At 68.2% G+C, this 23,356-nt stretch carries 20 protein-coding genes; 4 read left to right on the forward strand and 16 right to left on the reverse strand.

The window, feature by feature from the left end:
• Positions 1-55: 55 nt before the first annotated feature.
• Positions 56-1,162 carry an alcohol dehydrogenase catalytic domain-containing protein gene (locus FVA74_RS12265; RefSeq protein WP_147722773.1) on the reverse strand — a complete coding sequence of 369 codons (1,107 nt, stop codon included), beginning with the start codon at positions 1,160-1,162 and terminating at the stop codon, positions 56-58.
• A gap of 111 nt (positions 1,163-1,273) precedes the next feature.
• Between FVA74_RS12265 and FVA74_RS12270 the strand changes: the two genes are divergently transcribed.
• The 3 genes from FVA74_RS12270 to FVA74_RS12280 all read left to right on the forward strand — a co-directional run bounded on the left by FVA74_RS12270 (position 1,274) and on the right by FVA74_RS12280 (position 3,100).
• Positions 1,274-1,729: a GNAT family N-acetyltransferase gene (locus tag FVA74_RS12270; RefSeq protein ID WP_147722774.1), complete on the forward strand. Its 456-nt coding sequence runs from the start codon at positions 1,274-1,276 to the stop codon at positions 1,727-1,729.
• A complete protein-coding gene (locus FVA74_RS12275; protein WP_147722775.1) occupies positions 1,729-2,052 on the forward strand; it encodes an MGMT family protein in 324 nt (107 codons plus the stop codon). The genes FVA74_RS12270 and FVA74_RS12275 overlap by 1 nt, the downstream gene beginning before the upstream one ends.
• Positions 2,053-2,134: 82 nt before the next feature.
• Positions 2,135-3,100, forward strand: coding sequence for an ABC transporter substrate-binding protein (locus FVA74_RS12280; RefSeq protein WP_168220133.1), 966 nt, complete (start codon positions 2,135-2,137; stop codon positions 3,098-3,100).
• Positions 3,101-3,118: 18 nt separating this feature from the next.
• On the opposite strand, the gene ddaH is transcribed toward FVA74_RS12280, so the two are convergent.
• The 8 genes from ddaH to FVA74_RS12320 form a co-directional block, all read right to left on the reverse strand.
• Entirely contained in the window at positions 3,119-4,339 is a 1,221-nt protein-coding gene (ddaH, locus tag FVA74_RS13840; RefSeq protein WP_147722777.1) for a dimethylargininase, read from the reverse strand.
• A 53-nt stretch (positions 4,340-4,392) separates the two neighbouring features.
• Positions 4,393-6,195, reverse strand: coding sequence for an ABC transporter ATP-binding protein (locus FVA74_RS12290; RefSeq protein WP_147722778.1), 1,803 nt, complete (start codon positions 6,193-6,195; stop codon positions 4,393-4,395).
• The gene (locus tag FVA74_RS12295; RefSeq protein ID WP_147723218.1) at positions 6,192-7,868 is read right to left on the reverse strand and encodes an ABC transporter ATP-binding protein; all 1,677 of its coding nucleotides are present in this window, start codon (positions 7,866-7,868) and stop codon (positions 6,192-6,194) included. Before FVA74_RS12295 ends, FVA74_RS12290 begins: the two co-directional genes overlap by 4 nt.
• 193 nt (positions 7,869-8,061) lie before the next feature.
• Positions 8,062-9,417 (reverse strand): GntP family permease, encoded by a 1,356-nt coding sequence (locus tag FVA74_RS12300; RefSeq protein ID WP_147722779.1) that lies wholly within the window; start codon positions 9,415-9,417, stop codon positions 8,062-8,064.
• Between the two features lie 11 nt (positions 9,418-9,428).
• Positions 9,429-10,610, reverse strand: a complete 1,182-nt coding sequence (locus tag FVA74_RS12305; RefSeq protein ID WP_147722780.1) for a glycerate kinase — start codon at positions 10,608-10,610, stop codon at positions 9,429-9,431.
• A 108-nt stretch (positions 10,611-10,718) separates the two neighbouring features.
• Entirely contained in the window at positions 10,719-12,332 is a 1,614-nt protein-coding gene (gene purH, locus FVA74_RS12310; protein ID WP_147722781.1) for a bifunctional phosphoribosylaminoimidazolecarboxamide formyltransferase/IMP cyclohydrolase, read from the reverse strand.
• On the reverse strand, positions 12,329-12,919 hold the full coding sequence (purN, locus tag FVA74_RS12315; protein ID WP_147722782.1) for a phosphoribosylglycinamide formyltransferase: 591 nt from the start codon (positions 12,917-12,919) through the stop codon (positions 12,329-12,331). The genes purH and purN overlap by 4 nt, the downstream gene beginning before the upstream one ends.
• A gap of 9 nt (positions 12,920-12,928) precedes the next feature.
• Positions 12,929-14,146 (reverse strand): DUF6350 family protein, encoded by a 1,218-nt coding sequence (locus FVA74_RS12320; RefSeq protein ID WP_147722783.1) that lies wholly within the window; start codon positions 14,144-14,146, stop codon positions 12,929-12,931.
• Positions 14,147-14,403: 257 nt separating this feature from the next.
• Between FVA74_RS12320 and FVA74_RS12325 the strand changes: the two genes are divergently transcribed.
• Entirely contained in the window at positions 14,404-14,982 is a 579-nt protein-coding gene (locus FVA74_RS12325) for a DUF4166 domain-containing protein (protein ID WP_147722784.1), read from the forward strand.
• Between the two features lie 117 nt (positions 14,983-15,099).
• On the opposite strand, the gene sucD is transcribed toward FVA74_RS12325, so the two are convergent.
• The 7 genes from sucD to FVA74_RS12360 form a co-directional block, all read right to left on the reverse strand.
• Positions 15,100-15,987, reverse strand: a complete 888-nt coding sequence (gene sucD / locus FVA74_RS12330; protein WP_147722785.1) for a succinate--CoA ligase subunit alpha — start codon at positions 15,985-15,987, stop codon at positions 15,100-15,102.
• A gap of 10 nt (positions 15,988-15,997) precedes the next feature.
• Positions 15,998-17,167: an ADP-forming succinate--CoA ligase subunit beta gene (sucC, locus tag FVA74_RS12335; protein WP_147722786.1), complete on the reverse strand. Its 1,170-nt coding sequence runs from the start codon at positions 17,165-17,167 to the stop codon at positions 15,998-16,000.
• Positions 17,168-17,357: 190 nt separating this feature from the next.
• Positions 17,358-17,648 (reverse strand): helix-turn-helix transcriptional regulator, encoded by a 291-nt coding sequence (locus FVA74_RS12340; protein ID WP_240792238.1) that lies wholly within the window; start codon positions 17,646-17,648, stop codon positions 17,358-17,360.
• Positions 17,641-18,495 carry an ABC transporter permease gene (locus FVA74_RS12345; RefSeq protein ID WP_147722787.1) on the reverse strand — a complete coding sequence of 285 codons (855 nt, stop codon included), beginning with the start codon at positions 18,493-18,495 and terminating at the stop codon, positions 17,641-17,643. The genes FVA74_RS12340 and FVA74_RS12345 overlap by 8 nt, the downstream gene beginning before the upstream one ends.
• Complete coding sequence (locus FVA74_RS12350; protein ID WP_147722788.1) at positions 18,492-19,376, reverse strand: ABC transporter ATP-binding protein; 885 nt, start codon at positions 19,374-19,376, stop codon at positions 18,492-18,494. The genes FVA74_RS12345 and FVA74_RS12350 overlap by 4 nt, the downstream gene beginning before the upstream one ends.
• 177 nt (positions 19,377-19,553) lie before the next feature.
• Complete coding sequence (locus FVA74_RS12355; protein ID WP_147722789.1) at positions 19,554-22,013, reverse strand: ATP-dependent helicase; 2,460 nt, start codon at positions 22,011-22,013, stop codon at positions 19,554-19,556.
• Between the two features lie 48 nt (positions 22,014-22,061).
• Complete coding sequence (locus FVA74_RS12360; RefSeq protein WP_147722790.1) at positions 22,062-23,279, reverse strand: acetyl-CoA C-acyltransferase; 1,218 nt, start codon at positions 23,277-23,279, stop codon at positions 22,062-22,064.
• Positions 23,280-23,356: the final 77 nt, after the last annotated feature.

The raw sequence follows: 23,356 nt of genomic DNA on the forward strand, positions 1-23,356 counted from the left end.
CAATACCGACCGGCCGGTATGTATTGCAACCACGGGGCACAGTCTTTCTGGCTATCTACTCGCCGAAGACGATGACCTGGCGGATCGCGCTCCCGTCGGCCAGCGCATCCATTCCCGCGTTCACCTCCTCAAGGCTGATGCGGGAGGAGATGAGCTTCTCGACCGGCAACTTGCCCTCGCGCCACAGCTGGGCATAGCGCGGGATGTCGCGCTCGGGTACCGCGGAACCGAGGTAGCTCCCAACGATCGTGCGCGCCTCGGCCACGAGGCCGAGCGGGGAGACGGATGCGGTGGCACTCGGCGCCGGAAGCCCCACTGTCACGGTCGTGCCGCCCGGAGCGGTCGCGGCGATCGCGGTCTCGAAGGCGCGCGCATTGCCTGCGGCCTCGATCACGACGGGCGCGCGGACGCCAGACTCCGCGAGCTCGGACGGCGAATACACTGCCGCAGCGCCGAGCTCGAGCGCCCGATCGAGCTTCTCCTGCACGGCGTCGACGCCGATGACCTCGTGGCCGAGCGATACCGCCGTGAGCACGGCCGCCATTCCGACGCCCCCGAGGCCGACCACGATGATCGTGTCACCCTCGGCCGGATGGCCCGCGTTGATCACGGCGCCCCCGCCGGTCAGCACGGCGCATCCGAGCACAGCCGCGACATCCGCCGGCACATCATCATCGACGGGCACGACGGAGTTGCGGTTGACGACCGCATGCGTCGCGAAGCCCGAGACTCCCAGGTGGTGGTGCACGTCGTGCCCGTCGCGATGCAGGCGGCGCTCGCCCCCCACGAGTTCGCCCGCATTGTTGGCCTTCGTGCCGACCTCGCAGGGCAGGCGACCATCGGTGCGGCATCCCGCGCACTCGCCGCAGCGGGGCAGGAAGGTCATGACGACCCGCTGCCCGACCTGCACATCGCTCACACCCTCGCCGAGCTGTTCGACGCGGCCAGCCGCCTCATGCCCGAGCAGCATGGGAACAGGCCGCACGCGGTTGCCGTCGACCACCGAGAGGTCGGAGTGGCACAGCCCGGCAGCCTCGATGCGCACGAGGATCTCGCCCGCGCCAGGTGCATCGAGTTCCAGCTCCTGCACGGCGATGGGCCGCGAGTCCGCATAGGGACGGGCCCTGCCGATCTCCTCCAGGACTGCTCCGGTGATCTTCATTGAACCTCCAGGTTTCGGGATGAGGGAACGTGCAGGACACAATCTCACGAATGCCGGCGAGGGTGAACATACCGCTGTCCGTTCCGCACGGGGCGGGTTAGCCTGAAGTGCATGGGCGAACTCAGACTTGAAGAGCTATCCGCTGCCAACGCCGCCGCGGCGAACGGGCTGAGCCTGAAGCCGGGCCAGGAGCAGTTCATTGCGCCGGTCACCTATGCGATGGCCGACCCCTTCCTCAACCCCAGCACGACCTGGTCGCGCGTGGTGCTCGACGCTGACGACGAGGTCGTCGGCTTCGTGCTCGCGAACTTCGACGAGGATGCGCTGGAGGAGGAGTTCCGGAGTTGCATCTGGCGCATGAACGTCGCCGCGGATGCCCAGGGTGGCGGCGTGGGTCGCTTCCTCGTCGAACAGGCCACGGATGAGGCGCGGCGCCGCGGCTTTGACCGCATCACCGTGATCTGGGAGTCGGGCGACGAAGGTCCGGAGGACTTCTTCCTGCACGTCGGCTTCAAGGTCATCGGCGAGACCCAGTACGGCGAGAAGATCGGCGCCATCGAGACCTGATGCCCGAGTCGGCTCCTCACCCGGACGACGAGTTCGCGACGCACGTGCTCGGCATCGTCGCGGCGATCCCGCCGGGACGCGTCATGACCTACGGCGATGTCGCATCCGTTCTCGCCTCACGAGGAGCGCGTGTCGTGGGCAACATCCTGGCGACGAGCGGCAGCGACCTGCCCTGGTGGCGGGTCATCCGCGCGGGCGGCCTGGCACCGATGGGCAAGGAGGACCGCGCGCTCGAGCACTATCGCGAGGAGGGAACGCCCCTCCGCTGGCTCGCCGACGGCACGTTCCGCGTGGACCTGGGAGCGGCCCGCCACGCTCCCTGACCCCCCCTTTTAGGTCATTCTCACAAGAATGAGCGTATGTCAGGCTTGCCGAGTTGCAGCCAACGCACAATGGGAGCTCTCAATGACGAAGCCTGTCCTGCGCCACTCGCTCGCCCTCCTCGCCGCCTCGGCGGTCGTCGCCCTCGCGGGCTGCGCGCCGGGAGCGACCGCGAACAATGGCTCGGTCGAGCTCACGGTCGGCGCGCTCCCCAGTATCGAGAGCGCGCCGCTCTTCCTCGGGCAGGAGAAGGGATTCTTCGCCGACGAGGGCATCCACCTGCGCATCGCCTCGCTCGCATCCGGCACCGCCAAGATGATCGACCCCGTCGTCGACGGCACCTACGACATCGCCGTCAGCGACATGCTGACGCTCATGGCGGCGAACGAGGACGGCTCGGAACTGCGCCTGCTCGCCCCGGCGGGTTCGGCATCCGGCGACACCGCCTCCGACTTCGGGGCGCTCGTCGTCAAGGAGGACTCGCCAGCCCAACAGTTGAGCGACCTCGAGGGTGCCTTCGTGGGAAGCAACAGCACGGGCGACACCAACAACACCGTCCTGCGCTCGATCATGGACGCCACGGCAGGCTTCTCCTACACGGTGCAGTGGAAGGAGGTGCCGTTCCAGGACGCCTCATCGGCGCTCGACGACGGCACGATCGAAGCGGCTTTCCTCGTCGAGCCATACCTGACGCGGGCGCTCAACGGCGACAAGCGCGTGCTCAGCTACGTCTACTCAGAGTTCGACCCGGCGCTCGACGTCAACGCCTACTTCACCTCGACATCCTTCGCCAGCGACCGCTCGGAGCTGCTCGAACGCTTCAGGGCCGCGCTCGCCAAGTCGATCGACTACGCGGCAGAGAACCCCGCCGAGGTGCGTGCGATCATGACGAGCTACGCCGAGACGCAATGGAACGAACGCTCGGGCGCCGTGCTGCCGCGATACACGACAGAGTTCGATGTGCCCGCGGCCACCCGGCTCGCCAACGACGCCGTGAAGTACCTCGTGCTCAAGCAGGTGCCGGACTTCGACGCCCTGATCCTCGACTAGCCCCGAGGCATCCGACCCTCAGCGGATGCGCGCGGACAGGCACGTCACGCCGCCCTCGAGCTTCTCGAACTCCGAGATCTCGGCTGTCACGACCGTGTAGCCGAGGCTCTCGATGAGCGCCGCAGTGCCGGGGGCGGCACTCGAGACCAGGACGGTCGCGTCGTCGAGGGGAACGACCGCGGAGCCCTCCGCCTCCGGCACGGACAGGAAGCGGTGGAACAGCGAGGGCTCGTCGACGTTCGGTGCGTATCCGATGACCGTGCCATCCGGCAGCGCCGAGACCGCCGTCTTGAGGTGGAGCACCTTCGTCACTGGCACCGCGACGACCTCGAAGCCGAGCGGCTGCACGATGCGACGGAGTTGGCGGATGCCCTCGGCATTCGTACGCCCGCTACTGCCCACGTAGACCGTGCGTCCCACCGTCAGCACGTCGCCGCCCTCGAGGGTGCCCGGCGCCTCGATGTGCTCCACGTGGAGGCGCAGGCCCCGAACGATCACTTCAACCGCCTCTGCCTCGCCCCTGCGCGACTCCGTGCCAGCGATGCCGATGACCGCCGTGTCATCGAAGGTCATGACGGTGTCTTCGACGAACACCGAATCGGCGAGGCCCTCCGCGACAGGCACCTCCATGACGTCCCAGCCGTGCTCGGCGAGGACCCCGACATAGGACTCCCATTGGCGGTCGGCCCGCTCCGGGTCGACCGCGCTGCGCTCGATGTGTGTCACCTCGCCGTCGGCGAGCGTGCTCGCGGGGAGGCGCACGAGTGCGATGCGGCGCTCGGAGTCCTGGCCGGGTGCGCCGGCGATCACCCGCCAGACTGCCACCCCGACGGTCGCCGCGAAGATGCCGCAGGCCACGATGAAGACGAGGTTCGGCCCGATCAGCGAGGCCGCGAGGTAGTCAGTCGTATCGCTGTCGAGCGCCGCGCCCTCACCCAGGACCGCAAGCAACGTGCCGAGGTAGGAGGAGACGATCGCGACAGCGAGCCCGACGGGAAGTGCGACGTACCAGCGGCGGAATGCCTCGAGCGCGGCCGCGAGGCTCAGGAGCACGAAGGTGAGCAGCGTGCCGTTCTGGAAGTAGCGGGCGAGGCTCGCAAAGGTCTCCGGGTTGGCACCCGCCGAAACGAAGAACGCGAAGACGGTCGTGACGTGGGCGAGCAGCGCGATCGACGCCCCCGTCGCCAACGCGCCGAGGACGCGCCGAGAGATGGACAGGTGCGGTGAGGGGTACGCCATACTCGAGAGCCTATTCCCAGGCGGGACGCAGCAGGAGCCCGCAACCGCCGGGGTCAGACGAGCGACTCCCGCCACGCCGCATGCATTCGCGAGAAGCGGCCATCGCCTGCGATGAGCTCGGCCGGCGCACCGTCCTCGACGATGCGCCCGTGTTCCATGACGAGCACCCGGTCGGCGATCTCGACGGTCGAGAGCCGGTGGGCGATGATGACGGCCGTACGGTCGGCGAGGAGCGTCTGCAGGCCTCGCTGCACAAGCCGTTCGCTCGGGATGTCGAGCGACGCCGTCGCCTCGTCAAGGATGAGCACGGCCGGGTCGGCGAGGAACGCCCGGGCGAACGACAGCAACTGCCGCTGCCCTGCCGAGACCCTGCCACCCCGCTTGTTGACGTCGGTGCCGTAACCGTCGGGAAGCGCACAGATGAAGTCGTGGGCACCCACCGCCCTCGCGGCATCCTGGATCTCGGCGAGCGTCGCCCCCGGGCGCCCCAGCGCGATGTTGTCGGCGACCGTGCCGCTGAAGAGGTAGGCCTCCTGCGTGACCATGACGATCGCGCGGCGCAGGTCCTTCGGGTGGAGCTCGCGCAGGTCGACGCCGTCGAGGGTCACGGCGCCCTCGCTCGGGTCATAGAACCGCGAGATGAGCTTCGCGAGCGTCGACTTGCCCGCACCCGTCGTGCCGACGAGGGCGATCGTCTGCCCCGCGGGGATGTCGAGCGTGAACTCCGGCAGGATGACGCGCTCGGGCGCGTACGCGAAGGCCACCCCGTCGAAGCGCACGGCCCCCTTCGCCTCGCGTAGGTCCTTGGGCGACGCCGGATCAGGCACGCTCGGGAGTTCCTCGAGCACGCCCGAGATCTTCTCGAGCGCGGCTACCGCCGACTGGTAGGAGTTGTAGAACATCGCCATCTCCTCCGCAGGCGCGAAGAAGTTGCGGGTGTAGAGCAGCGCCGCAAGGAGCACGCCGATCGGCAGCGAGCCGTCGGCCACCCGCAAGCCGCCCACGAGCAGCACGACGCCGAGCGTCACGTTGCCGATCAGGATGAGCACGGGCTCGTAGGTGCCGAACAGCTGGATGACGCGGGCATTGGCATCCCGGTTGTCCTCGACGAGGTCGCCGAATTCGCGCTCATTGCGACGCTCCCGGCGGAAGGCCTGCACCGCGCGGATACCGGTCATGGTCTCGACGAACTTCACGATCATGCGGGCCGAGGAGACGCGCGTGCGCCGGAACATCCGTCGCGAATTCACCTGGAACCAGCGGGTCAGCACCGCGAGCGGCACGAGCGACAGCAACAGGATGAGTCCGCTCACCCAGTCGACGATGAGCAGCGCGATCGCGATGAAGACCATGTAGAGGCCGCCCTGCACGAGCTGGTTCAGCCCATTGCCGAGCAGTTCCTTAATCGACTCGAGATCGCTCGTCTGGCGGGAGATGATGCGGCCAGAGGTGTAGCTCTCGTGGAACTCGAGGCTCAAGCGCTGCGTGTGCAGGAACACGCGCTTGCGGAGGTCGAGCAGCATCGACTGCGCGAGCCTCGCCGTGAGGATCGTGTACCAGGCGACCAACACGGCGCCCAGGATGCCCGTGACGACGTAGATGCCGACCGTGACGCCGAGTGGCAGCCAGTCACCCTCGAGTGCTGCGGGAAGCCCGCGGTCGATGCCGATCGCGATGAGGCCGGGGCCCGCGACCTGCGCGATCGTGCTCACGAGGATGACGGCAGCGGTCAGCGTGAGCGTCTTCGAGAGCGGGCGCACGAGCGAGCCCAGCAGGCGCACGGAGCGACCCTGCAGCAGCTTGTTCTCCTCGCGTGAGAAATCGTCGCGCTCCTCCTCGACACCGAGCGTGCTCACTGCTCCACCTCCAGGGACGAGATCACGAAGCGATAGTGCTCGTTACGGGCCAACAGCTCGGAGTGGGTGCCGACATCGTCGATGCGGCCGTCACGCATGAGCGCGACCCGGTCGGCAAGCTGCACGGTCGAGGGGCGGTGCGCCACGATGAGCGCGGTCGTCGCCGCGAGGACGCGGCGGAGGCCAGCCTCGACGGCCGCCTCCGTGTCGACATCGAGGGCCGAGAGCGGGTCGTCGAGCACGAGCACGTCGGGCCTCGCCCCGACGGCACGGGCGAGGGCCAGGCGCTGACGCTGTCCACCAGAGAGGCTCATGCCCTCCTCGCCGACCGTGGTGTCGAGCCCGTCGGGCAGCGCGGAGACGAAGTCTGCCTGCGCGATGTCGAGGGCCTCGCGCAGCTCCTCCTCTGAGGCATCCGGGTTTCCCAGCAGCACGTTCTCGCGAACGCTCGCCGAGAAGAGAATCGCCTCCTCGAAGCCCATCGCGACGCGCTCGCGCAACTGCTCGCGACTCAGGTCGCGGATGTCGACGCCGTCGAGCACGATGCGCCCCCCGGTGAGGTCGTAGAGCCGGGTCGTCAGCGCCGTCAGCGTCGACTTGCCGCAGCCCGTCAACCCGACGAGCGCCATGGTCTCGCCCGGCTGCAGCTCGAGGCTCACCCCGTCAACGATGTCGCGCGAATCTGGGTGGGCATCCTGGTAGCGGAAGTGCGCATCCTCGAACACGAGTCTGCCCTCACCACGAGCTGCCGACGAGGGATGCTCGGGGTCGACGATGGGGTTCACCTCGTCCATCACCTCGAAGTAGCGATCAACCGCGGTGCGGGTGTCGAAGGTCATCGAGAGCAGGAACCCGATCGACTCGACCGGCCAGCGCAGCACCGCCGCGGTCGCGAAGAACGCGACGAGCCCGCCGACCGAGAGGTCGCCGTTCACCGCGAGGAACACGCCGGCGAGGAGCGACAGCGCGAACGTGACATCCGGAACCAGCAGGAGCCACAGCCAGATGCCGGCGATCGCGCGGGCCTTCTCGATCTCGGTGCCTCGCAGCTCCTCCGCCTGCTTCGTGAAGTTCTCCAGCGCGTGCCGACCGCGCCCGAAAGCCTTCAGGACGCGGATGCCGTGCACCGATTCCTCGACAGTCGTCGCCAGGTCGCCGGCCTGATCCTGGCTGAGGCGCGCCACCCGCGAGTACCTGTTCTCGAAGGCGAAGGTGTAGATCCAGAGCGGGATCGAGCAGATAACGAAAAGCAGCCCGAGCTGCCAGCTGAGGTTCAGCAGCAGCACGAAGCCGATCACGACCGTCACGATGTTGACGACCAGCAGCACGATGCCGAAGGAGAGCCAGCGACGGATGAGCCCCAGGTCGGTCGACATGCGCGAGAGCAGCTGCCCGCTCGGCCAGCGGTCGTGGAAGGCCACGGGCAGGTCTTGCAAGCGCGCATAGAAGTCGTCGCGCATCCGTGCCTCGACATGGGTGCCCGGCACGAGCACGAACCAGCGGCGAAGCCAGATCATCCCCGCCTCAAGCGCTCCCAGCGCGAGCACGGCCCCGACCGCCCACCACAGCCCGGAGACCTCGCCCTCAGCGAGCGGCCCGTCGACGAGCGAGCGCAGCACCTGCGGGATCAGCAGCGAGACGACCGCGCCCACGAGCGCCGCGACCGCGCCCATCGCGATGCGCGGGAGGGCAGGGCGAACCCAGGGCAGGATGCGCAGGATGGCGCGGGCAGTAGACGGGCGCTTTGTGGGCGCCGCGATGTCCGGGGAGAACACGGGGACTCGTTTCTAGGATCGCCGTGCGGATCGGCGCACAAACGGGGATCCAGCGTACAGAGCGGTCGGTACCCGCCGCAAGCGGGTCGGGCTACACGAGGAACAGGCTCAGCAACCACACCGCGACGAAGCCCGCGACACCCTGGATCGCGGTCGCCGGAGTGAGGGTGCGATATGCCGTCGCCGTGGGGATGCGGCTGAACTGCGAGACGACCCAGAAGTACGAGTCGTTGGCGTGGGAGACGACCATCGCGCCAGCGCCGATCGCGAGGACGGCGAGCACGGGGCCAGCGCCCGACGCCAGGCCGAGCGGTTCCAGCAGCGGCAGCAGCATGGCCGAGGTGGTGACCATCGCGACCGTCGAGGAGCCCTGCGCCGTCTTGAGCGCCGCGGAGATGATGAAGGGCACGGCGATGCCGAGGCCGAGTGACGCCAGGTTCTCCGAGAGGAAGTCGGTGATGCTGCTCTTGCCGAGCACTCCGCCGAAGGCGGCGCCCGCCGACGTGATGAGGAGGATGGGCGCCGCGATGAGGATCGAGTCCGAGATGTTCTTGTTGAACGATTCGAGCTTTCCCTTGCCACGGAGCAGGAAGACGGCCGCGATGAGTCCCAGCGCGAGGGCGATGACCGGGGTGCCGAGGAAGTTGACGGTCATCGCGAACCAGCCGTCACCGAACGGCTCGCCCGGCAGCTTCGCGATCGAGGCGAGACAGATCAGCACGATGGGCAGGAGGATGGGCAAGAAGGCCATGAAGCCGCTCGGGAGCTTGCCGTAGTTGGCCTTGAGCTCCTCGTAGCTGACCTCGACCTCCTCGTCGGGCACCGGCAGGAGCTCGACATCCTTCTTGAGGAAGGTGTTGGCGAAGAGCAGGGCAGCCCCCGCCGAGAAGGCGGCGACCGCGAGCCCGAGCCCGATGAGCAGGCCCAGGCTGTCGGTGACCTCGAGGTTGGCCGCGGCCGCGAGCGGCCCGGGAGTCGGCGGCACCATGGTGTGGGTCGCGTAAAGGCCCGTCATGAGGGCGATCGACATGGCGACGAGCGAGACCTTCGCGCGCTCCGCCATCGCCTTCTTGAGGGAGTTCAGGATGACGAAGCCAGAGTCGCAGAAGACCGGGATCGAAACGATGTAGCCGATGATGCTCATCGTGAGGGTCGGGAAGCGTGTGCCCAGGACTCTGATGAGGGCATCCGCCATCGCGATGGCACCGCCCGAACGCTCGAGGATCACGCCGATCATCGTGCCGAAGAGGATCACGAGGCCGATGTTGCCCATCGTGTTGCCGAACGACGTCGTGATCGTCGGGATGATCTCCTCCAGCGGAAGCCGGAACGCGAAGGCCCCGATCAGCGCGGCCCCCAGGAGGGCGAGGAACGGGGAGATCTTCCAGCGCGCCGTCACCAGCACGATCCCCACCACGAGGACGAGGAGGATGAGGAGATCGATCATGAAAAGCTCCTTTACTTTCCGAGGGATCGGGGGGTGTCGGTGCTGAAGTTGAGGGCGGCGCACACATGGGCTGCCGCATCCTCAAGAAGACCGGCCGCGCCGGCGACGAGCTCGTCGAGCGTGCTCGCGCCGGGCGCGATCGAGAGGGCGGCCGTGATCCCCTCCTCGCGGCACCGGGCCGCCGAGAGCTGCACAGCGCCGGCGATTACCACGACGGGCACCCGCGCGGGGGCGCCGCGGCGCACGGCATCGACGACCTTGCCCCCGAGCGACTGCTCGTCGAGCCTGCCCTCCCCCGTCAGCACGACATCAGCTCGGGCCAGGGCCTCCCGCAGGCCGACGGCGTCGCCCACGAGCTCCGCGCCGGAGACGAGCTCGGCGCCGACGAGCGCGACGAGCGCGAGTGGCAGCCCTCCCGCCGCACCGAACCCGCGCCCGGCGAGATAGCGCTCGGCGTCAGCATCCGTCGCCTGTGCGAGCACGCTGGCGAGATTCTCGAGCCCCGCATCGATCACGGCAACGTCATCCGGCGTCGCGCCCTTCTGCGGCCCGAAGGTCGCCGCCGCCCCGCGCGGGCCGACGAGCGGGTTGTCCACGTCGACGGCCACGCGCCAGTAGGTGCGGGCGGCGAGCGGATGCAGGCCAGAGGCATCGACCGAGCGGATCTCGCCCAGCCCGGCCCCGCCCGGCGCGACCTCGTCACCCTTCGCGTCGAGGAATCGCACACCGAGGGCCCGCATGAGACCGGTGCCCCCATCGTTGCTCGCGGACCCACCGATGCACAGCAGGATGTCGGCGGCTCCGGCATCCAAAGCCTCAGCCGCGAGCAGGCCGACGCCGTAGCTGTCCGCACGAAGGGGTTGCAGTTCCACATCGTTCACGTGCGGCAGGCCATTGCCCTCCGCCGCCTCGATGACGGCCGTCTTGCGATCTGACGACATGCCATAGCGGCCCGCGCGCGGCCGCCCGATCGCATCCACGACGTCGGCCGTGAGCGGATGCTCGTCCCACACGGCGAGGATGGCATCGAGCGTGCCCTCGCCGCCGTCGGCAAGCGGGAGCTCGACCACCTCGGCGTCGGGCAACACCGCGCGCACCCCCCGCGCCATCGCCGCTGCCGCCTCAGCGGCAGAGACGCTCCCCTTGAACGAGTCCGGGGCGACGACGACCACCGGGGTGCGGGACGAGCTCATGCCCCGACGGTACCCCCGTCACGACGGCGCGGCGTTTTTTGTGCGGCGCGGCCGGAAAAACGGCAGCGCCGAACAGGAAACACCGCGGCGTTGTGGTTGGCGGGTGCGTCAGTGGAAGAAGTGGCGCTCGCCCGTGAAGTACATCGTCACACTGGCACGCTGCGCCGCCGCGATGACCTCCTCGTCGCGCACCGAGCCGCCTGGCTGCACGATCGCTCGCACGCCGCCCTTGGTCAGCACCTCGAGGCCGTCGGCGAAGGGGAAGAAGGCATCGGATGCCGCGACACTGCCCGCTGCGCGATCGCCCGCCCTGTTCACCGCGAGGTGGCAGGAGTCGACGCGGTTGACCTGCCCCATGCCGACGCCGACGGATGCCCCGTCCTTCGCCAGCAGGATCGCATTCGACTTCACGGCCCGCACGGCGCGCCAGGCGAAGGCGAGGTCGGCGAGGGTCGCGTCATCCGCTGCTTCGCCGGTGACGAGCTGCCAGTTGTCGGTGCTGAAGTCGTCGTAGGTGTCGGGGGACTGCACGAGCAGTCCGCCGGAGATCTGCCGAATCTCGCGCTCGGCACGTGCGAAGTCGGCGGGAAGTTCCAGGAGGCGGAGGTTCTTCTTCGTCTTGAGCACCGTGAGGGCGTCGGGCTCGAAGCCGGGAGCGACGACAACCTCGGTGAAGATGTCCTTGATCGAGATCGCGGCGGCCCTGGTGATGACGCGGTTGGCGGCGATGACGCCGCCGAACGCTGAGACGGGGTCGCAGTCGTGCGCCCGAGCGTGCGCCGACGCGATGGGGTCACCCTCGCCCCGCGCCACCGCGATGCCGCACGGGTTCGCGTGCTTGATGATCGCCACGGCCGGCTCATCGAAGTCGAATGCGGCCCGCAGCGCGGCATCCGCGTCGACGTAGTTGTTGTACGACATCTCCTTGCCGTGCAGCTGCGTGGCCTGCGCGATGCCGTGGCCCTGCTCCTCGACGTAGAGGGCGGCCTGCTGGTGCGAGTTCTCGCCGTAACGGAGCTGCTGCTTTAGGGTCGCGCTGAGGCTGACGGATGCCGCGGCATCCTGCTTCTTCGCTTCATGCTCGGCGCGCACGCCCACGTTGCCGGCCATCCACTCGGCGACGGCCGTGTCGTAGGCCGCGGTGTGGGCGAAGGCCTCGCCCGCGAGCCGCTGGCGCTGCGCGAGGGTCGTGCCGCCGAGGGTCGCCGCCTTGATGATCTGGGCGTAGCTCTCGGGCGAGACCGCGATCGCGACGTTCGCGTGGTTCTTTGCGGCGGCGCGCACCATGGCCGGTCCGCCGATGTCGATCTGCTCGACGACCGCGTCACCCTCGGCGCCCGATGCGACGGTCTCGACGAAGGGGTACAGGTTCACGACGACGAGCTGGAACGGCTCGACGCCCATCTCGGCCAACTGCCGCTCGTGCGACTCAAGGCGCAGGTCCGCGAGGATCGCCGCGTGCACGAAAGGGTGCAGCGTCTTGACCCGGCCGTCAAGCGCCTCGGGGAAGCCCGTGACGGTCGCGACCTCGGTGACGGGGTGACCGGCATCCGCGATCATCTTCGCAGTCGAACCCGTCGACACGATCTCCACGCCAGCGCCGACGAGCGCCTCCGCGAGCTCGAGCAGGCCCGTCTTGTCGCTCACCGAGATGAGCGCTCGCTTCAGGGGGATCGCGTCGCGGTGGCGGTAGAGGGATGCGTCGTGGCTGGGGCCGCTCATGAGGCGAGTTCCTTCAGGTCGATGGTTCCATTGGCGATGTCGAGCACGGCCTGCACGAGCAGCTCACGCTCGACCAGCTTGATGCGGTCGTGGAGGGTCGATTCGGTGTCGTGGGGCAGCACGGGCACGCGGCGCTGCGAGATGATCGGGCCACTGTCGACCCCGTTGTCGACGACGATGACACTCGCCCCCGTCTGGGTCACCCCCGCCGCGATCGCGTCACGCACGCCGTGCGCGCCCGGGAACTCAGGCAGATACGCCGGATGCGTGTTGATCAGGTTGGGCGACAGCGCCTCAACGACGCCCGCGGGGAGCAGGCGCATGAGCCCGCTCAGGATGACGAGGTCGGGCTCCCAACGCTGGATCTGCTCCAACAGGGCGGCACCCCAGGAGTCACGGTCCTGGTAGTTCGCGAAGGAAACCGCGAACGACGGGATGCCGAACTCCTCCGCGTGCGCGAGCCCATCCGCATCACGATCGGCACCGATCGCGACCACGCGGGCCGGGAACTCGGCATCCTCCGACGCCTCCAGAAGGGAGCGGAGATTCGAACCGCCGCCGGAGATGAGCACGACGAGTTTCAGCACCCGCCAAGCCTACTCCGAACGGGCAACCCGCCTGCCCGCCACCAGCAGGCCGAGGATGCACGCGACGCCGACCTCGAGGGCGGCACACAGCCCGACGAGAAGCGGGTTCGGGCCGATGAGTTCGAGGCGGCCAGGTCCCCCGCTGCCGCCCGACCACCACGCCAGGAGGGCGAACACGGCACCCGCCACGACACCCGCGAGCGAACCCAGCGCGACGCTTGACGGGAGTTCGAGCATCCGCTCGCTCCTCATGCGCACGAAGACCCCCACCAGGAAGCCGACGATGACCGGAACGAGGATGCCCAGGAAGCCCCCGGCGAGGTCGCCCGTCGGCACCGCGCCGAGCACCGGGATGGGCGGGATGGGGCCGAGCGTCGTGCCGAGCGGTGACACGGCAGAACCGGTGCCGATCGCGAACCCCGGGCCGAGTAGCCACGACGCCGCCCAGACCACCAGGTTCGGCACGAACGCGAGCTGGGCCACCGTCAACACCGTCACACCCAGCGGGCCGCCCTGCGAGGCCTCATAGAGGGCGATGATCTCGCCGTAGTTCACCGCCACGAGCACCGCCACGACCACGGAAGCGACCAGCATCACTGCCGCGACGGATGCCACACCCGCACGCAGCCCGCCCCACACGACCGTCTGCACCCCTGCCGGCCAGTCCGTGAGCCACGTCACGGCGCGATCGACGAGATCCTTGGGCCGGGAGTCCGAGAGGCGGTAGCGCGCCAGGCCCGCGCCGATCGCGAGCCCCCCGACGAAGACGAGGGTCGTGAAGATCGTGCCCTGCACGATCGAGGGGCGAGCCAGCTCATGGAGCGACGTCATGACGGCCGCGAAGGCGAGCACCGCGAAGGTCGCCGCCGCGACGCCCAGGCCGAGGAGGTGGTGCGGCGTCTCGGCGATACGTCGGCCAGCGCGCTGCCCGAGCAGCAGGGTCAGCAGGGCGAAGCCGAGCGGCGCGAGCGACAGGATGAACGGCTCGCTGAGGGCGGGCAGGCCGAGCGTCGCCGCGAAGTCCGGGTCGACCGTCGCCCGCATGGCGGCGCCATGGCCCAGCAGCCACGTGTCCACGGCTGCACGCCAGAAGACCGGCCACTCCACCTGCAGCTCGTACTGGAACCCCCACATGAAGGTCAGCGGCAGCAGCGGAATCGCAATGCCGATGCCCACGACAAGCAGCGCCTCCAGCCCGGAGAAGACGGCGGTGAGCGAGCGATTCATACCGCCACCGACACTACCCGCGGCATCCTCCGCTGCCGCCGCGCCCCGCCCGCGCTCCCCCACCTGTCAGAAACTCAGGAACGCGCGCCGCGAGTAGGGGCCGCACGGAGCATCCGTCGTCCACCTGCGGAAACTCAGGAACGCGCGCTTCGCCATCCCATTCGGAAACTCAGGAATCTCGGCCGGGCTGGGGCCTGCGGAACCACCAGAGCTCACGCTCTCAGCAGTTCTTCCTGAATTTCCGACAGGGTGAGGGGATGACCGCCTCCGTGTATGCCCGCGCCCTTGGCGAACGCTTCGGGATGCTGCATCCGGAGCTCCAGCGCTGGTTCGGCAGCACCGCCGCCGTGCGTGCCTCGGGCATCTTCGATGAGGCCGGTTCCCGCCACCGCTGGCTGCGGCCCGTCCTGGGTGTGACGGCGAAGTTCGGCATCCTCATGTCGGAGCACGGCCGCCACGTGCCCTTCGAGGTCGAGATGGCGCCGGTCGGCGCGAGCACGATCGCAACCCGCCGCGTGCTGCACTTCGCCCGCACGGACCGCATCCTGAGCGACACCACTCGAGTAGCCCGCGGCCGACTGATCGACTCCTTCGCGGGCGGTCGCCTGCAGGTCGAGATGGTTCCGGATGTCGCGGAGGGCGCGCTCATCGTCCACTCCGCACGGGCTCGCCTCATGCTGGGGCGGTACCCGCTGCCCGTGCCGACCCCGCGGGTGCGTCTGCGTCACGCGTGGGACGCGGATGCGGCACAGCACACGATCGACGTCGCCGTCACTGTGCCCGTGCTCGGCGAGGTCTTCGGCTACCGCGGGCACTTCACCGCGAGGAACGCCTGAGACTACGCAAGTTGCTGTATTCGGGGGCGCGCGGTGCAAGTTGCGCAGTCTCATGCGCATCGGGCGCACTTAAACGACGAAGGGCCCGCCGAAGCGGGCCCTTCGCACGGTGAATCCTTAGAGGGACTCGAGGATCTCGCGCATGAGCTGCGCGGCCTCGGACGGGGTCTTGCCGACCTTGACGCCTGCGGCCTCGAGGGCCTCCTTCTTGGCCTGCGCGGTGCCCGCGGAGCCGGAGACGATCGCGCCGGCATGGCCCATCGTCTTGCCCTCGGGAGCCGTGAAGCCAGCGACGTAGCCGACGACCGGCTTGGTGACGTTGGCCTTGATGAAGTCGGCTGCGCGCTCCTCAGCGTCGCCACCGATCTCGCCGATCATGACGATCGCCTTGGTCTCGGGGTCAGCCTCGAAGGCCTCGAGCGCGTCGATGTGCGTCGTGCCGATGACGGGGTCGCCGCCGATGCCGATCGCGGTCGAGAAGCCCAGGTCACGGAGCTCGTACATCATCTGGTAGGTGAGGGTGCCCGACTTGGAGACGAGGCCGATCGGTCCCTTGCCCGTGATGTTCGCCGGCGTGATGCCGACGAGCGCCTCGTCGGGGGTGATGATGCCGGGGCAGTTCGGCCCGATGATGCGGGTCTTGTTGCCCTTCTCCTTGGCGTAGGCCCACGCCTCGGCCGAGTCGCCGACGGGGATGCCCTCGGTGATCACGACGAGGAGGGGGATCTCGGCGTCGATGGCCTCGATCATGGCGTCCTTGGCGAAGGCCGGGGGCACGAACGCGATCGACACGTCTGCACCGGTCTTCTCCATGGCCTCCTTGACGGCGCCGAAGACGGGAAGCTCGACGTCGCCGTGCGTGACGGTCGTGCCGGCCTTGCGGGCGTTCACGCCGCCGACGACCTGCGTGCCGGCCTTGAGCATGAGGGCGGTGTGCTTGGTGCCCTCACCGCCCGTGATGCCCTGAACGATGACCTTGGAGTCCTTGTTGAGGAAGATAGACATTCCCTGATCCTTACTTCGCTGCTGCGGCGAGCTCGGCGGCCTTGTCGGCGCCCTCGTCCATGGATGCGGCCAGCGTCACCAGCGGGTGGTTGGCCTCGTTGAGGATGCGGCGGCCCTCGTCGACGTTGTTGCCGTCGAGGCGCACGACGAGCGGCTTGTCCGCCGAGTCACCGAGGATCTCAAGCGCCTTGACGATGCCGTTCGCGACAGCGTCACAACTCGTGATGCCACCGAAGACATTGACGAAGACGCTCTTGACCTGCGGGTCGCCCAGGATGACATCCAGGCCGTTGGCCATGACGGTGGCGGATGCGCCGCCGCCGATGTCGAGGAAGTTGGCCGGCTTCACGCCACCGTGCTTCTCGCCCGCGTAGGCGACGACGTCGAGCGTGCTCATGACGAGACCCGCGCCGTTGCCGATGATTCCCACCTGGCCGTCGAGCTTGACGTAGTTGAGGTCGTTGGCCTTGGCCTTGGCCTCAAGGGGGTCAGCGGCATCCTTGTCCTCGAGTGCCTCGTGGTTGGGGTGACGGAAACCGGCGTTCTCGTCGAGCGTGACCTTGCCGTCGAGGGCGATGACCTCGCCGTCCTCCGTGAGCACGAGCGGGTTGACCTCGACGAGCGTCGCGTCCTCACCCTTATAGACGTCATAGAGCTTGACGAAAACGGGGGCGACCTTGGAGACGAGCTCCTCGGGGAAGCCGCCGGCACGAGCGATCTCCTCGGCCTTGGCCAGGTCGATGCCCGTGTTGGGGTTCACCTCGACGCGCGCAAGCGCCTCGGGACGCTCCACCGCGAGCTCCTCGATCTCCATGCCGCCCTCGACGCTGCAGAGCGACAGGTAGGAGCGGTTGGCCCGGTCGAGCAGCACCGAGAAGTAGAACTCCTTGTCGATGCGGGCACCCTGCGCGATCATGACGCGCTTGACAACGTGCCCCTTGATGTCGAGGCCGAGGATCTGCTCGGCGGCCGCGTAGGCGTCATCCGCGTTATGGACGACCTTGACGCCGCCGGCCTTTCCGCGTCCACCGGTCTTGACCTGCGCCTTGACGACGACCGTGCCGCCGATCTTCTCGGCCGCGGCCTTGGCCTCTTCGGGGGTGTCGGCGATCAGGCCGGCAAGTACGGGGACGCCGTAGGACTCAAAGAGGTCCCTGGCCTGGTACTCGTATAGATCCACGCTGTTCTATTCCAATCCGCGCGTATTCGTGCTTGAGATGGTGAATGGGGGCGATGTTCTGAAACGAGCCGCAACGGCCCGGAGAATGTGCCACCGAGAACTCTACCCGCTCAGATTCAGGGGTTTCCCCAACAAGTGCCGCGAAAGGCACACAATGATTGGCTATTCGTCACATGGGTGCGGGTGAGGCCTACGCCTCCGGCCCGAGCCGAGGGAACGGCTCCAGGGAGAACACGACCTCGACGGGCACGTCGAAGAAGCGCGCGATGCGCAGCGCGAGGTGAAGGCTCGGGTTGTATTCGCCCCGTTCCAGGTAGCCGACCGTCTGGTAGTGCACCCCGACGGCATCCGCGAGCTCACGCCGCGACACGCGCCGCTCGGCGCGCAGCATCGCGAGGCGGTTGTGCACGGCATCCGAGTGCTCGGCCTTGGCCGCCCGACCGGATGCCTCGGAACCACTCGCGCTTTGCGATTCAGACACGGCTGAGGGCACGCTCCCTGCCCTGGGCGACGCTGGTTGCCGACTCACGCCGCGCCATCCGAGACAGGAGCATGGGCGCCAGCAGAAGCCCTGCCGCGGTCCACGCAGCAAGCACAGGGAAAACCAGCCATAGCCGCCATTCTCCTCCCACCTCGAGCACGGAGAATTCCCCCGGCAGCAGAGCAGCACGGATGCCGAGGCCAACCCAGTAGAGCGGCGAACCCTGGCCGATAACCTGCGCCCATGTCGGCATGCTCACCATGGGCTGGACAAGACCCGATACCCAGGCGAGGGCGCCGATGAGGAGAATCCCCCAGCCACCGACCGCGCGCGGACTTCGGAAGATCGAGCCAAGCACGAAGCCGAAGGATGTCAGGGCGATGATGCCCAGCACCAACACGCCCGCCAGAATGAGCACGTCAAGCGCGGAGAGCGTCATCCGCGGCCAGAGGATGACGACGACCACGACCAGGGTCACCGCCACGACGGCGACGAAGTCCAGGATGGCCCGCGTCGTGATCCCGGTCGTGTAGGCCCTGACCCCGGAGGGGAGTGACTTCATGCGCAGCAGGGTTCCGTCCTCACGTTCGGTGCTGAGCAGTACCGCAACGTTGTAGGTCGTCGCAAACGTCAGCTGCACCGCCAGGACGCTCGCGACGACGTACACCGCCATGGGCGTCGTTGAGCCATCGATGAGGGTGGCGTCGCGGTAGAGATAGACCACGACGCCCGCGATGATGACCCCCACGATCGTGTAGCTGACATCCCCTAGGTTGCGCAGGGACATGATCCACTCGAGCCACCCCCGCCGCGCGCCGAGTCGCATGGCATTCCACTGTGCGCTCATCGCGCCGCCTCCCTCTCTTCAGCACCGACATCCTGTGCCGCCGCCTCGTTCCGGCGGGCGACCATGGCCAGATAGGTGTCTTCGAGTGTCTGTTCGCGCACCCGCAGCTCGGTGACACTGTCACCGTCGCTGCCGAGGAGCTCGCGCACGAAGGCGGTCGCGTCGCCCGTGCTGTGCACGTGGCGCACGCCGTCCTGCATCCAGCTCACCTCGCTCGCCCCCGCCACCTGCCGGGCGAGTTCGTCCGAGCTTCCGGATGCCACGATCCGGCCACCGTCGAGGATCGCGATCCGATCCGCCAATACCTCAGCCTCCGCGAGATCGTGGGTGGTGAGGAGGATCGTCGTCTCCTCGAAGTCGACCAGGCGATGAATGAGTTCATGGAACTCCCGCCGCGCCTGCGGGTCGAAGCCGGCGGTGGGCTCATCGAGGAAGAGCACCTCCGGTCGGCCGACGATGCCGATCGCGACATCCAGTCGCCGACGCTGCCCGCCCGAGAGCGAACGGATCTGGCTCCCTGCCTTCTCGGAAAGCCCCACCATCTCGATGACCTCATCAGTGGGAATCGGCCGCGGCATCGCTGCCGCGCCGAAGGGCGCGAAGAACTCCCCCATGTGCCCGAGCAGTTGCCGCACGGTCCACCGCGGGTGATCACGCCACGACTGGAGCACCACGCCGATGCGCGCCCGCCACTGCTCGTCACCCCGAGCCGGGTCGACGCCAAGCACGCTCAATTCCCCCGCATCGCGCGAACGAAAGCCCTCCAGCAGTTCGATCGTGGTCGTCTTGCCCGCACCGTTGGGCCCGAGAAGGGCGACGAGCTCGCCCCTCCCCACGGCAAGGTCCACGCCATCGAGCACCACCCGATTGCCGTAGCTCATCCTCAAGCCGCGTGCTTCGATCGCGTTCGCCACCGCCACACCTCCATACCGTGTCTCTTACGATCGATAGTAGGTGTACTACATTCTGTAGCGCAAGAGCCACGCCCCATGGCGGGCGGATGAAGCTACGGCTCCGATGAGGTTCGGCGGAGGCGGCGAACGGACAGGTGGGCGAAGCTACAGCTTCTCGATCGGAGCTATCTTGACGAGGAGGCGCTTGCGCCCCGCCGTGTCGAACTGGATCTCGGCGATGCTCTTGGCCCCGTTGTCGGTCACCGAACTGACCCGGCCCTCGCCGAAATCGTCGTGGCGCACACGGTCGCCCACCGCAAGCTTGAGGTCGCCGTTGTCGCGCACCGTGCCCGTGACCTTGTTGGCCCACTGGGTCTTCTCCCCCGCCTCGGCCTTGCGGGCGGCGCGAGCGAGCGCCGTCGCGCTGGGGCCGCCCGAGAATCCGTAGCCCGAACCGCCCCCGCGGTCGAAGCCGCGTGACGTCGAGCCGGAGCCGATCGCATCCCGTCGCGCGTTGAGTGCGCGCGGCTGCGTGCCTCCCCGACTGTTGGCCATGCCGGGCGACTGCCGCCACTCGATGAGGTCGGCGGGAATCTCCTGCAGGTAGCGGCTCGGCATCGCCACGTTGACGTCGCCGAACTGCGCGCGCGTCATCGCGAGTGAGAGGTAGAGACGGCGACGCGCACGCGTGATGCCGACATAGAAGAGGCGCCGCTCCTCGGCGGGACCCCCGGGTTCCCCTGCCGACATCTGGTGGGGCAGCAGCCCCTCCTCGACTCCCGTGAGGAACACCGAGTCGTATTCGAGGCCCTTCGCCGTGTGGAGGGTCATGAGCGAGACGGTGCCGCTCGTGTCGTCGAGTTCGTCAGCGGCGGCGACGAGCGTGACCTCGGTGAGGAAGTCGATGAGCGTGCCATCCGGGTTTCGCGTGTTGTATTCGCGGGTCTGGGCGAGGAGTTCCTCGACGTTCTCGGCGCGCGCCTCGTCTTGCGGGTCGCGGGATGCGCGCAGCAGGTCGACATAGCCCGTGCGCTTGAGCACGGCCTCCAGCAGGTCGGCGACGCGGGCCGGCTTGCCTGCGCCCTCAGGCGGGTCGGCCTGCGCCGTGAGCTCGTCGAGTAGCTTCGCCAAGTCGGTGATCGCCCCGCGCACCTTGGGGCCGAGGCCGAGCTCGTCGACGTTGCGCATGGCATCCCGCAGCGTCATCTCGTGCTTGTCGGCCCACAACTGCATGGCCGCCTCGGTTGCGGGGCCAATGCCGCGCTTAGGCACGTTCATGATGCGACGCAGGGCGATGGGGTCGGCCGGGTTGGCGATCGCGATGAGGTAGGCCATCGCATCCTTGATCTCGGCCCGCTCGTAGAACTTGGTGCCGCCGAGCACCCGATAGGGAATGGCGGAGCGGATGAAGATCTCCTCCAGCGCACGCGTCTGGGCGTTGGTGCGGTAGAAGACGGCAATGTCCTTGTAGTCGAGGCCGCCCTCATGCAGGGTCGTGATCTCGTCGGCAATGAACTGCGCCTCGTCGTGCTGGCTGTAGCCCGTGAAGCCCACGATCTTCTCGCCGGAACCGATCGTCGTGAACAGCTTCTTGTCTTTGCGGTCGAAGTTGTTGGAGATGACGGCGTTGGCGGCGTCGAGGATGTTCTGGGTCGAGCGGTAGTTCTGCTCGAGCAGGATGACCTTCGAGTTGGGGAAGTCGCGCTCGAACTCGACGATGTTGCGGATGTCTGCCCCGCGGAACGCGTAGATCGACTGGTCGGAGTCACCGACGACCGTGAGCGAGGCGCCCGGGATTCGACCGACGCCGTCGCGCTCGCTGCGCCCATACCCGAGCTCGGATTCGAGCGAGTCGGCGACGTGCGCATCGACCGGCCGGGTCAGCTCGCGAATGAGCGAGTACTGGGCGTGGTTGGTGTCCTGGTACTCGTCGACGAGGATGTGGCGGAACCGCCGCTGGTACACCGCCGCCACCTGCGGAAAGGCGCGGAAGAGGTACACCGTCTGGCCGATGAGGTCATCAAAGTCGAAGGCGTTCGCCCGCTGGAGTTCGCGCGTGTAGGTGCGGAAGAGTTCCGCGAAGACCCGCTCGGCCGGGTCGTTGAAGTTTGCATTGCGGGCGTAGGACTCGACATCGTTGAGTTCGTTCTTGAGCCGGGAGATCTTGCTCGCGACCGAGCTGACCGTGAAGCCGAAGGCATCCGCCTCCTGCTCCTTGATGATGCGCTTGATGAGGGCCCGCGAGTCAGCCGAGTCGTAGATCGTGAAGTTCTTCGTGAAGCCGAAGTTCTCGGCCTCGCGCCGGAGGATGCGCACGCACGCGGAGTGGAAGGTCGAGATCCACATGCCCTCGGCCGCTTGGCCGATGAGTGCCTCGACGCGCTCGCGCATCTCCGAGGCAGCCTTGTTGGTGAAGGTGATCGCGAGGATCTGGCTCGGCCACGCCTCCTGGGATTGCAGCAGGCCGGCGACGCGGCGGGTCAACACACTCGTCTTGCCCGAGCCTGCGCCCGCGACGATCAGCAGTGACTGACCCCGATATTCGACGGCCTCCCGCTGCTGCGGGTTGAGGCCATCGAGGAGAGGATTCGCGGGGGCGCCGTCGGCGTCGAGGATGAAGGTCATGTCGCCCTCAAGTCTAGGCTCGACCCCTGACAGGGCCCCCGCGATCGACTAGACGACCTCGAAGAGGCCGGCGCCGCCCATGCCGCCGCCGATGCACATCGTGACGACGACGTACTTGGCGCCGCGGCGCTTGCCCTCGAGGAGGGCGTGACCCGTCATGCGCGCGCCCGACATCCCGTAGGGGTGGCCGATCGAGATGGCGCCACCGTTGACGTTGAACTTGTCGGGGTCGATGCCGAGCTTGTCGCGGCAGTAGAGCGTCTGCGACGCGAAGGCCTCGTTGAGCTCCCACAGGTCGATGTCATCGACTGTGAGGCCGTGCTGCTTGAGCAGCTTCGGCACGGCGTAGACCGGCCCAATGCCCATCTCCTCGGGGGAGACTCCGGCGACGGCCATGCCGCGGTAGATGCCGAGGGGCTGGAGCCCGCGGCGGCTGGCCTCGCCCGCCTCCATGAGCACAGAAGCGGATGCGCCGTCGGAGAGCTGCGAGGCGTTGCCAGCCGTGACGGTGGCGTGCGGGATGCTGGTGCCGTCGACGGCCTTCACCCCGTCGGAGAGCACGGTGCGGAGGCTCGAGAGACCCTCGATCGTGGTCTCGGGCCGGTTGCCCTCGTCGAGCTCGAGCGTGACCTCCCTGAAGCTCACCTCGCCGGTCTCCTTGTCGGCGACACCCATCGAGGCCGTGAAGGGAACGATCTCGTCGGCGTAGAGGCCCGCGCGCTGGGCAGCGGCGACCCGCTGCTGCGACTGGAGGGCGTACTCGTCCTGATAGTCGCGGCTCACGCCGTAACGCTCCGAGACGATCTCGGCCGTCTCCAGCATCGGCATATAGATCGAGGGCACGTGCTCCTGGAGCCAGGGGTTGAACATCCGGTAGGTGTTGCGATGGTTGTTCTGCACGAGCGAGATGGACTCGAGGCCGGCCCCGATCGCGATCTGCTGGCCGTCGACCATGATCTGCTTGGCCGCCGTGGCGATTGCCATGAGGCCGGAACCGCACTGGCGGTCCATCGTCATGCCCGAGACGGTGGCGGGGAGGCCCGCGCGCAGGGCCGCCTGACGGGCGACGTTGATGCCCGCCGTGCCCTCCTGCATGGCGACGCCGACGATGACGTCTTCGATCTCGGCTCCCTCGACACCGGCACGCTCGACGGCGGCGGCGATTGCGTGGCCGCCGAGATCCTGAGCCTCCGTGTTGTTGAAAGCGCCGCGGTAGGCGCGCCCGATGGGCGTGCGGGCGGTCGAGACGATGACTGCTTCTCTCATGGTGTGTTCACTCCATCGTGGTTCAAGGGGACGGCTGCCATTCCAACACGGGGCGCGGGCGGGCGCCTCTCCCCTGC

Source organism: Salinibacterium sp. dk2585, assembly GCF_008001035.1.
In the GTDB taxonomy this organism is placed as follows: Bacteria; Actinomycetota; Actinomycetes; order Actinomycetales; family Microbacteriaceae; genus Homoserinimonas.

Bases quoted from the DNA above. Each gene is read 5' to 3' on its own strand.
- FVA74_RS12270 (WP_147722774.1), top strand. From the start codon at position 1,274: ATGGGCGAACTCAGACTTGAAGAGCTATCCGCTGCCAACGCCGCCGCG.
- FVA74_RS12355 (WP_147722789.1), bottom strand. From the start codon at position 22,013: ATGACCTTCATCCTCGACGCCGACGGCGCCCCCGCGAATCCTCTCCTC.
- FVA74_RS12320 (WP_147722783.1), bottom strand. From the start codon at position 14,146: ATGAATCGCTCGCTCACCGCCGTCTTCTCCGGGCTGGAGGCGCTGCTT.
- sucD (WP_147722785.1), bottom strand. From the start codon at position 15,987: ATGTCTATCTTCCTCAACAAGGACTCCAAGGTCATCGTTCAGGGCATC.
- FVA74_RS12305 (WP_147722780.1), bottom strand. From the start codon at position 10,610: ATGAGCTCGTCCCGCACCCCGGTGGTCGTCGTCGCCCCGGACTCGTTC.
- FVA74_RS12325 (WP_147722784.1), top strand. From the start codon at position 14,404: ATGACCGCCTCCGTGTATGCCCGCGCCCTTGGCGAACGCTTCGGGATG.
- ddaH (WP_147722777.1), bottom strand. From the start codon at position 4,339: ATGGCGTACCCCTCACCGCACCTGTCCATCTCTCGGCGCGTCCTCGGC.
- FVA74_RS12275 (WP_147722775.1), top strand. From the start codon at position 1,729: ATGCCCGAGTCGGCTCCTCACCCGGACGACGAGTTCGCGACGCACGTG.
- FVA74_RS12345 (WP_147722787.1), bottom strand. From the start codon at position 18,495: ATGAGCGCACAGTGGAATGCCATGCGACTCGGCGCGCGGCGGGGGTGG.
- FVA74_RS12280 (WP_168220133.1), top strand. From the start codon at position 2,135: ATGACGAAGCCTGTCCTGCGCCACTCGCTCGCCCTCCTCGCCGCCTCG.
- purH (WP_147722781.1), bottom strand. From the start codon at position 12,332: ATGAGCGGCCCCAGCCACGACGCATCCCTCTACCGCCACCGCGACGCG.
- FVA74_RS12295 (WP_147723218.1), bottom strand. From the start codon at position 7,868: ATGGGCGCGGTCGCGGCGCTCGTGGGCGCGGTCGTCTCGCTGCTGATC.
- FVA74_RS12360 (WP_147722790.1), bottom strand. From the start codon at position 23,279: ATGAGAGAAGCAGTCATCGTCTCGACCGCCCGCACGCCCATCGGGCGC.
- FVA74_RS12265 (WP_147722773.1), bottom strand. From the start codon at position 1,162: ATGAAGATCACCGGAGCAGTCCTGGAGGAGATCGGCAGGGCCCGTCCC.
- FVA74_RS12300 (WP_147722779.1), bottom strand. From the start codon at position 9,417: ATGATCGATCTCCTCATCCTCCTCGTCCTCGTGGTGGGGATCGTGCTG.
- FVA74_RS12350 (WP_147722788.1), bottom strand. From the start codon at position 19,376: ATGAGCTACGGCAATCGGGTGGTGCTCGATGGCGTGGACCTTGCCGTG.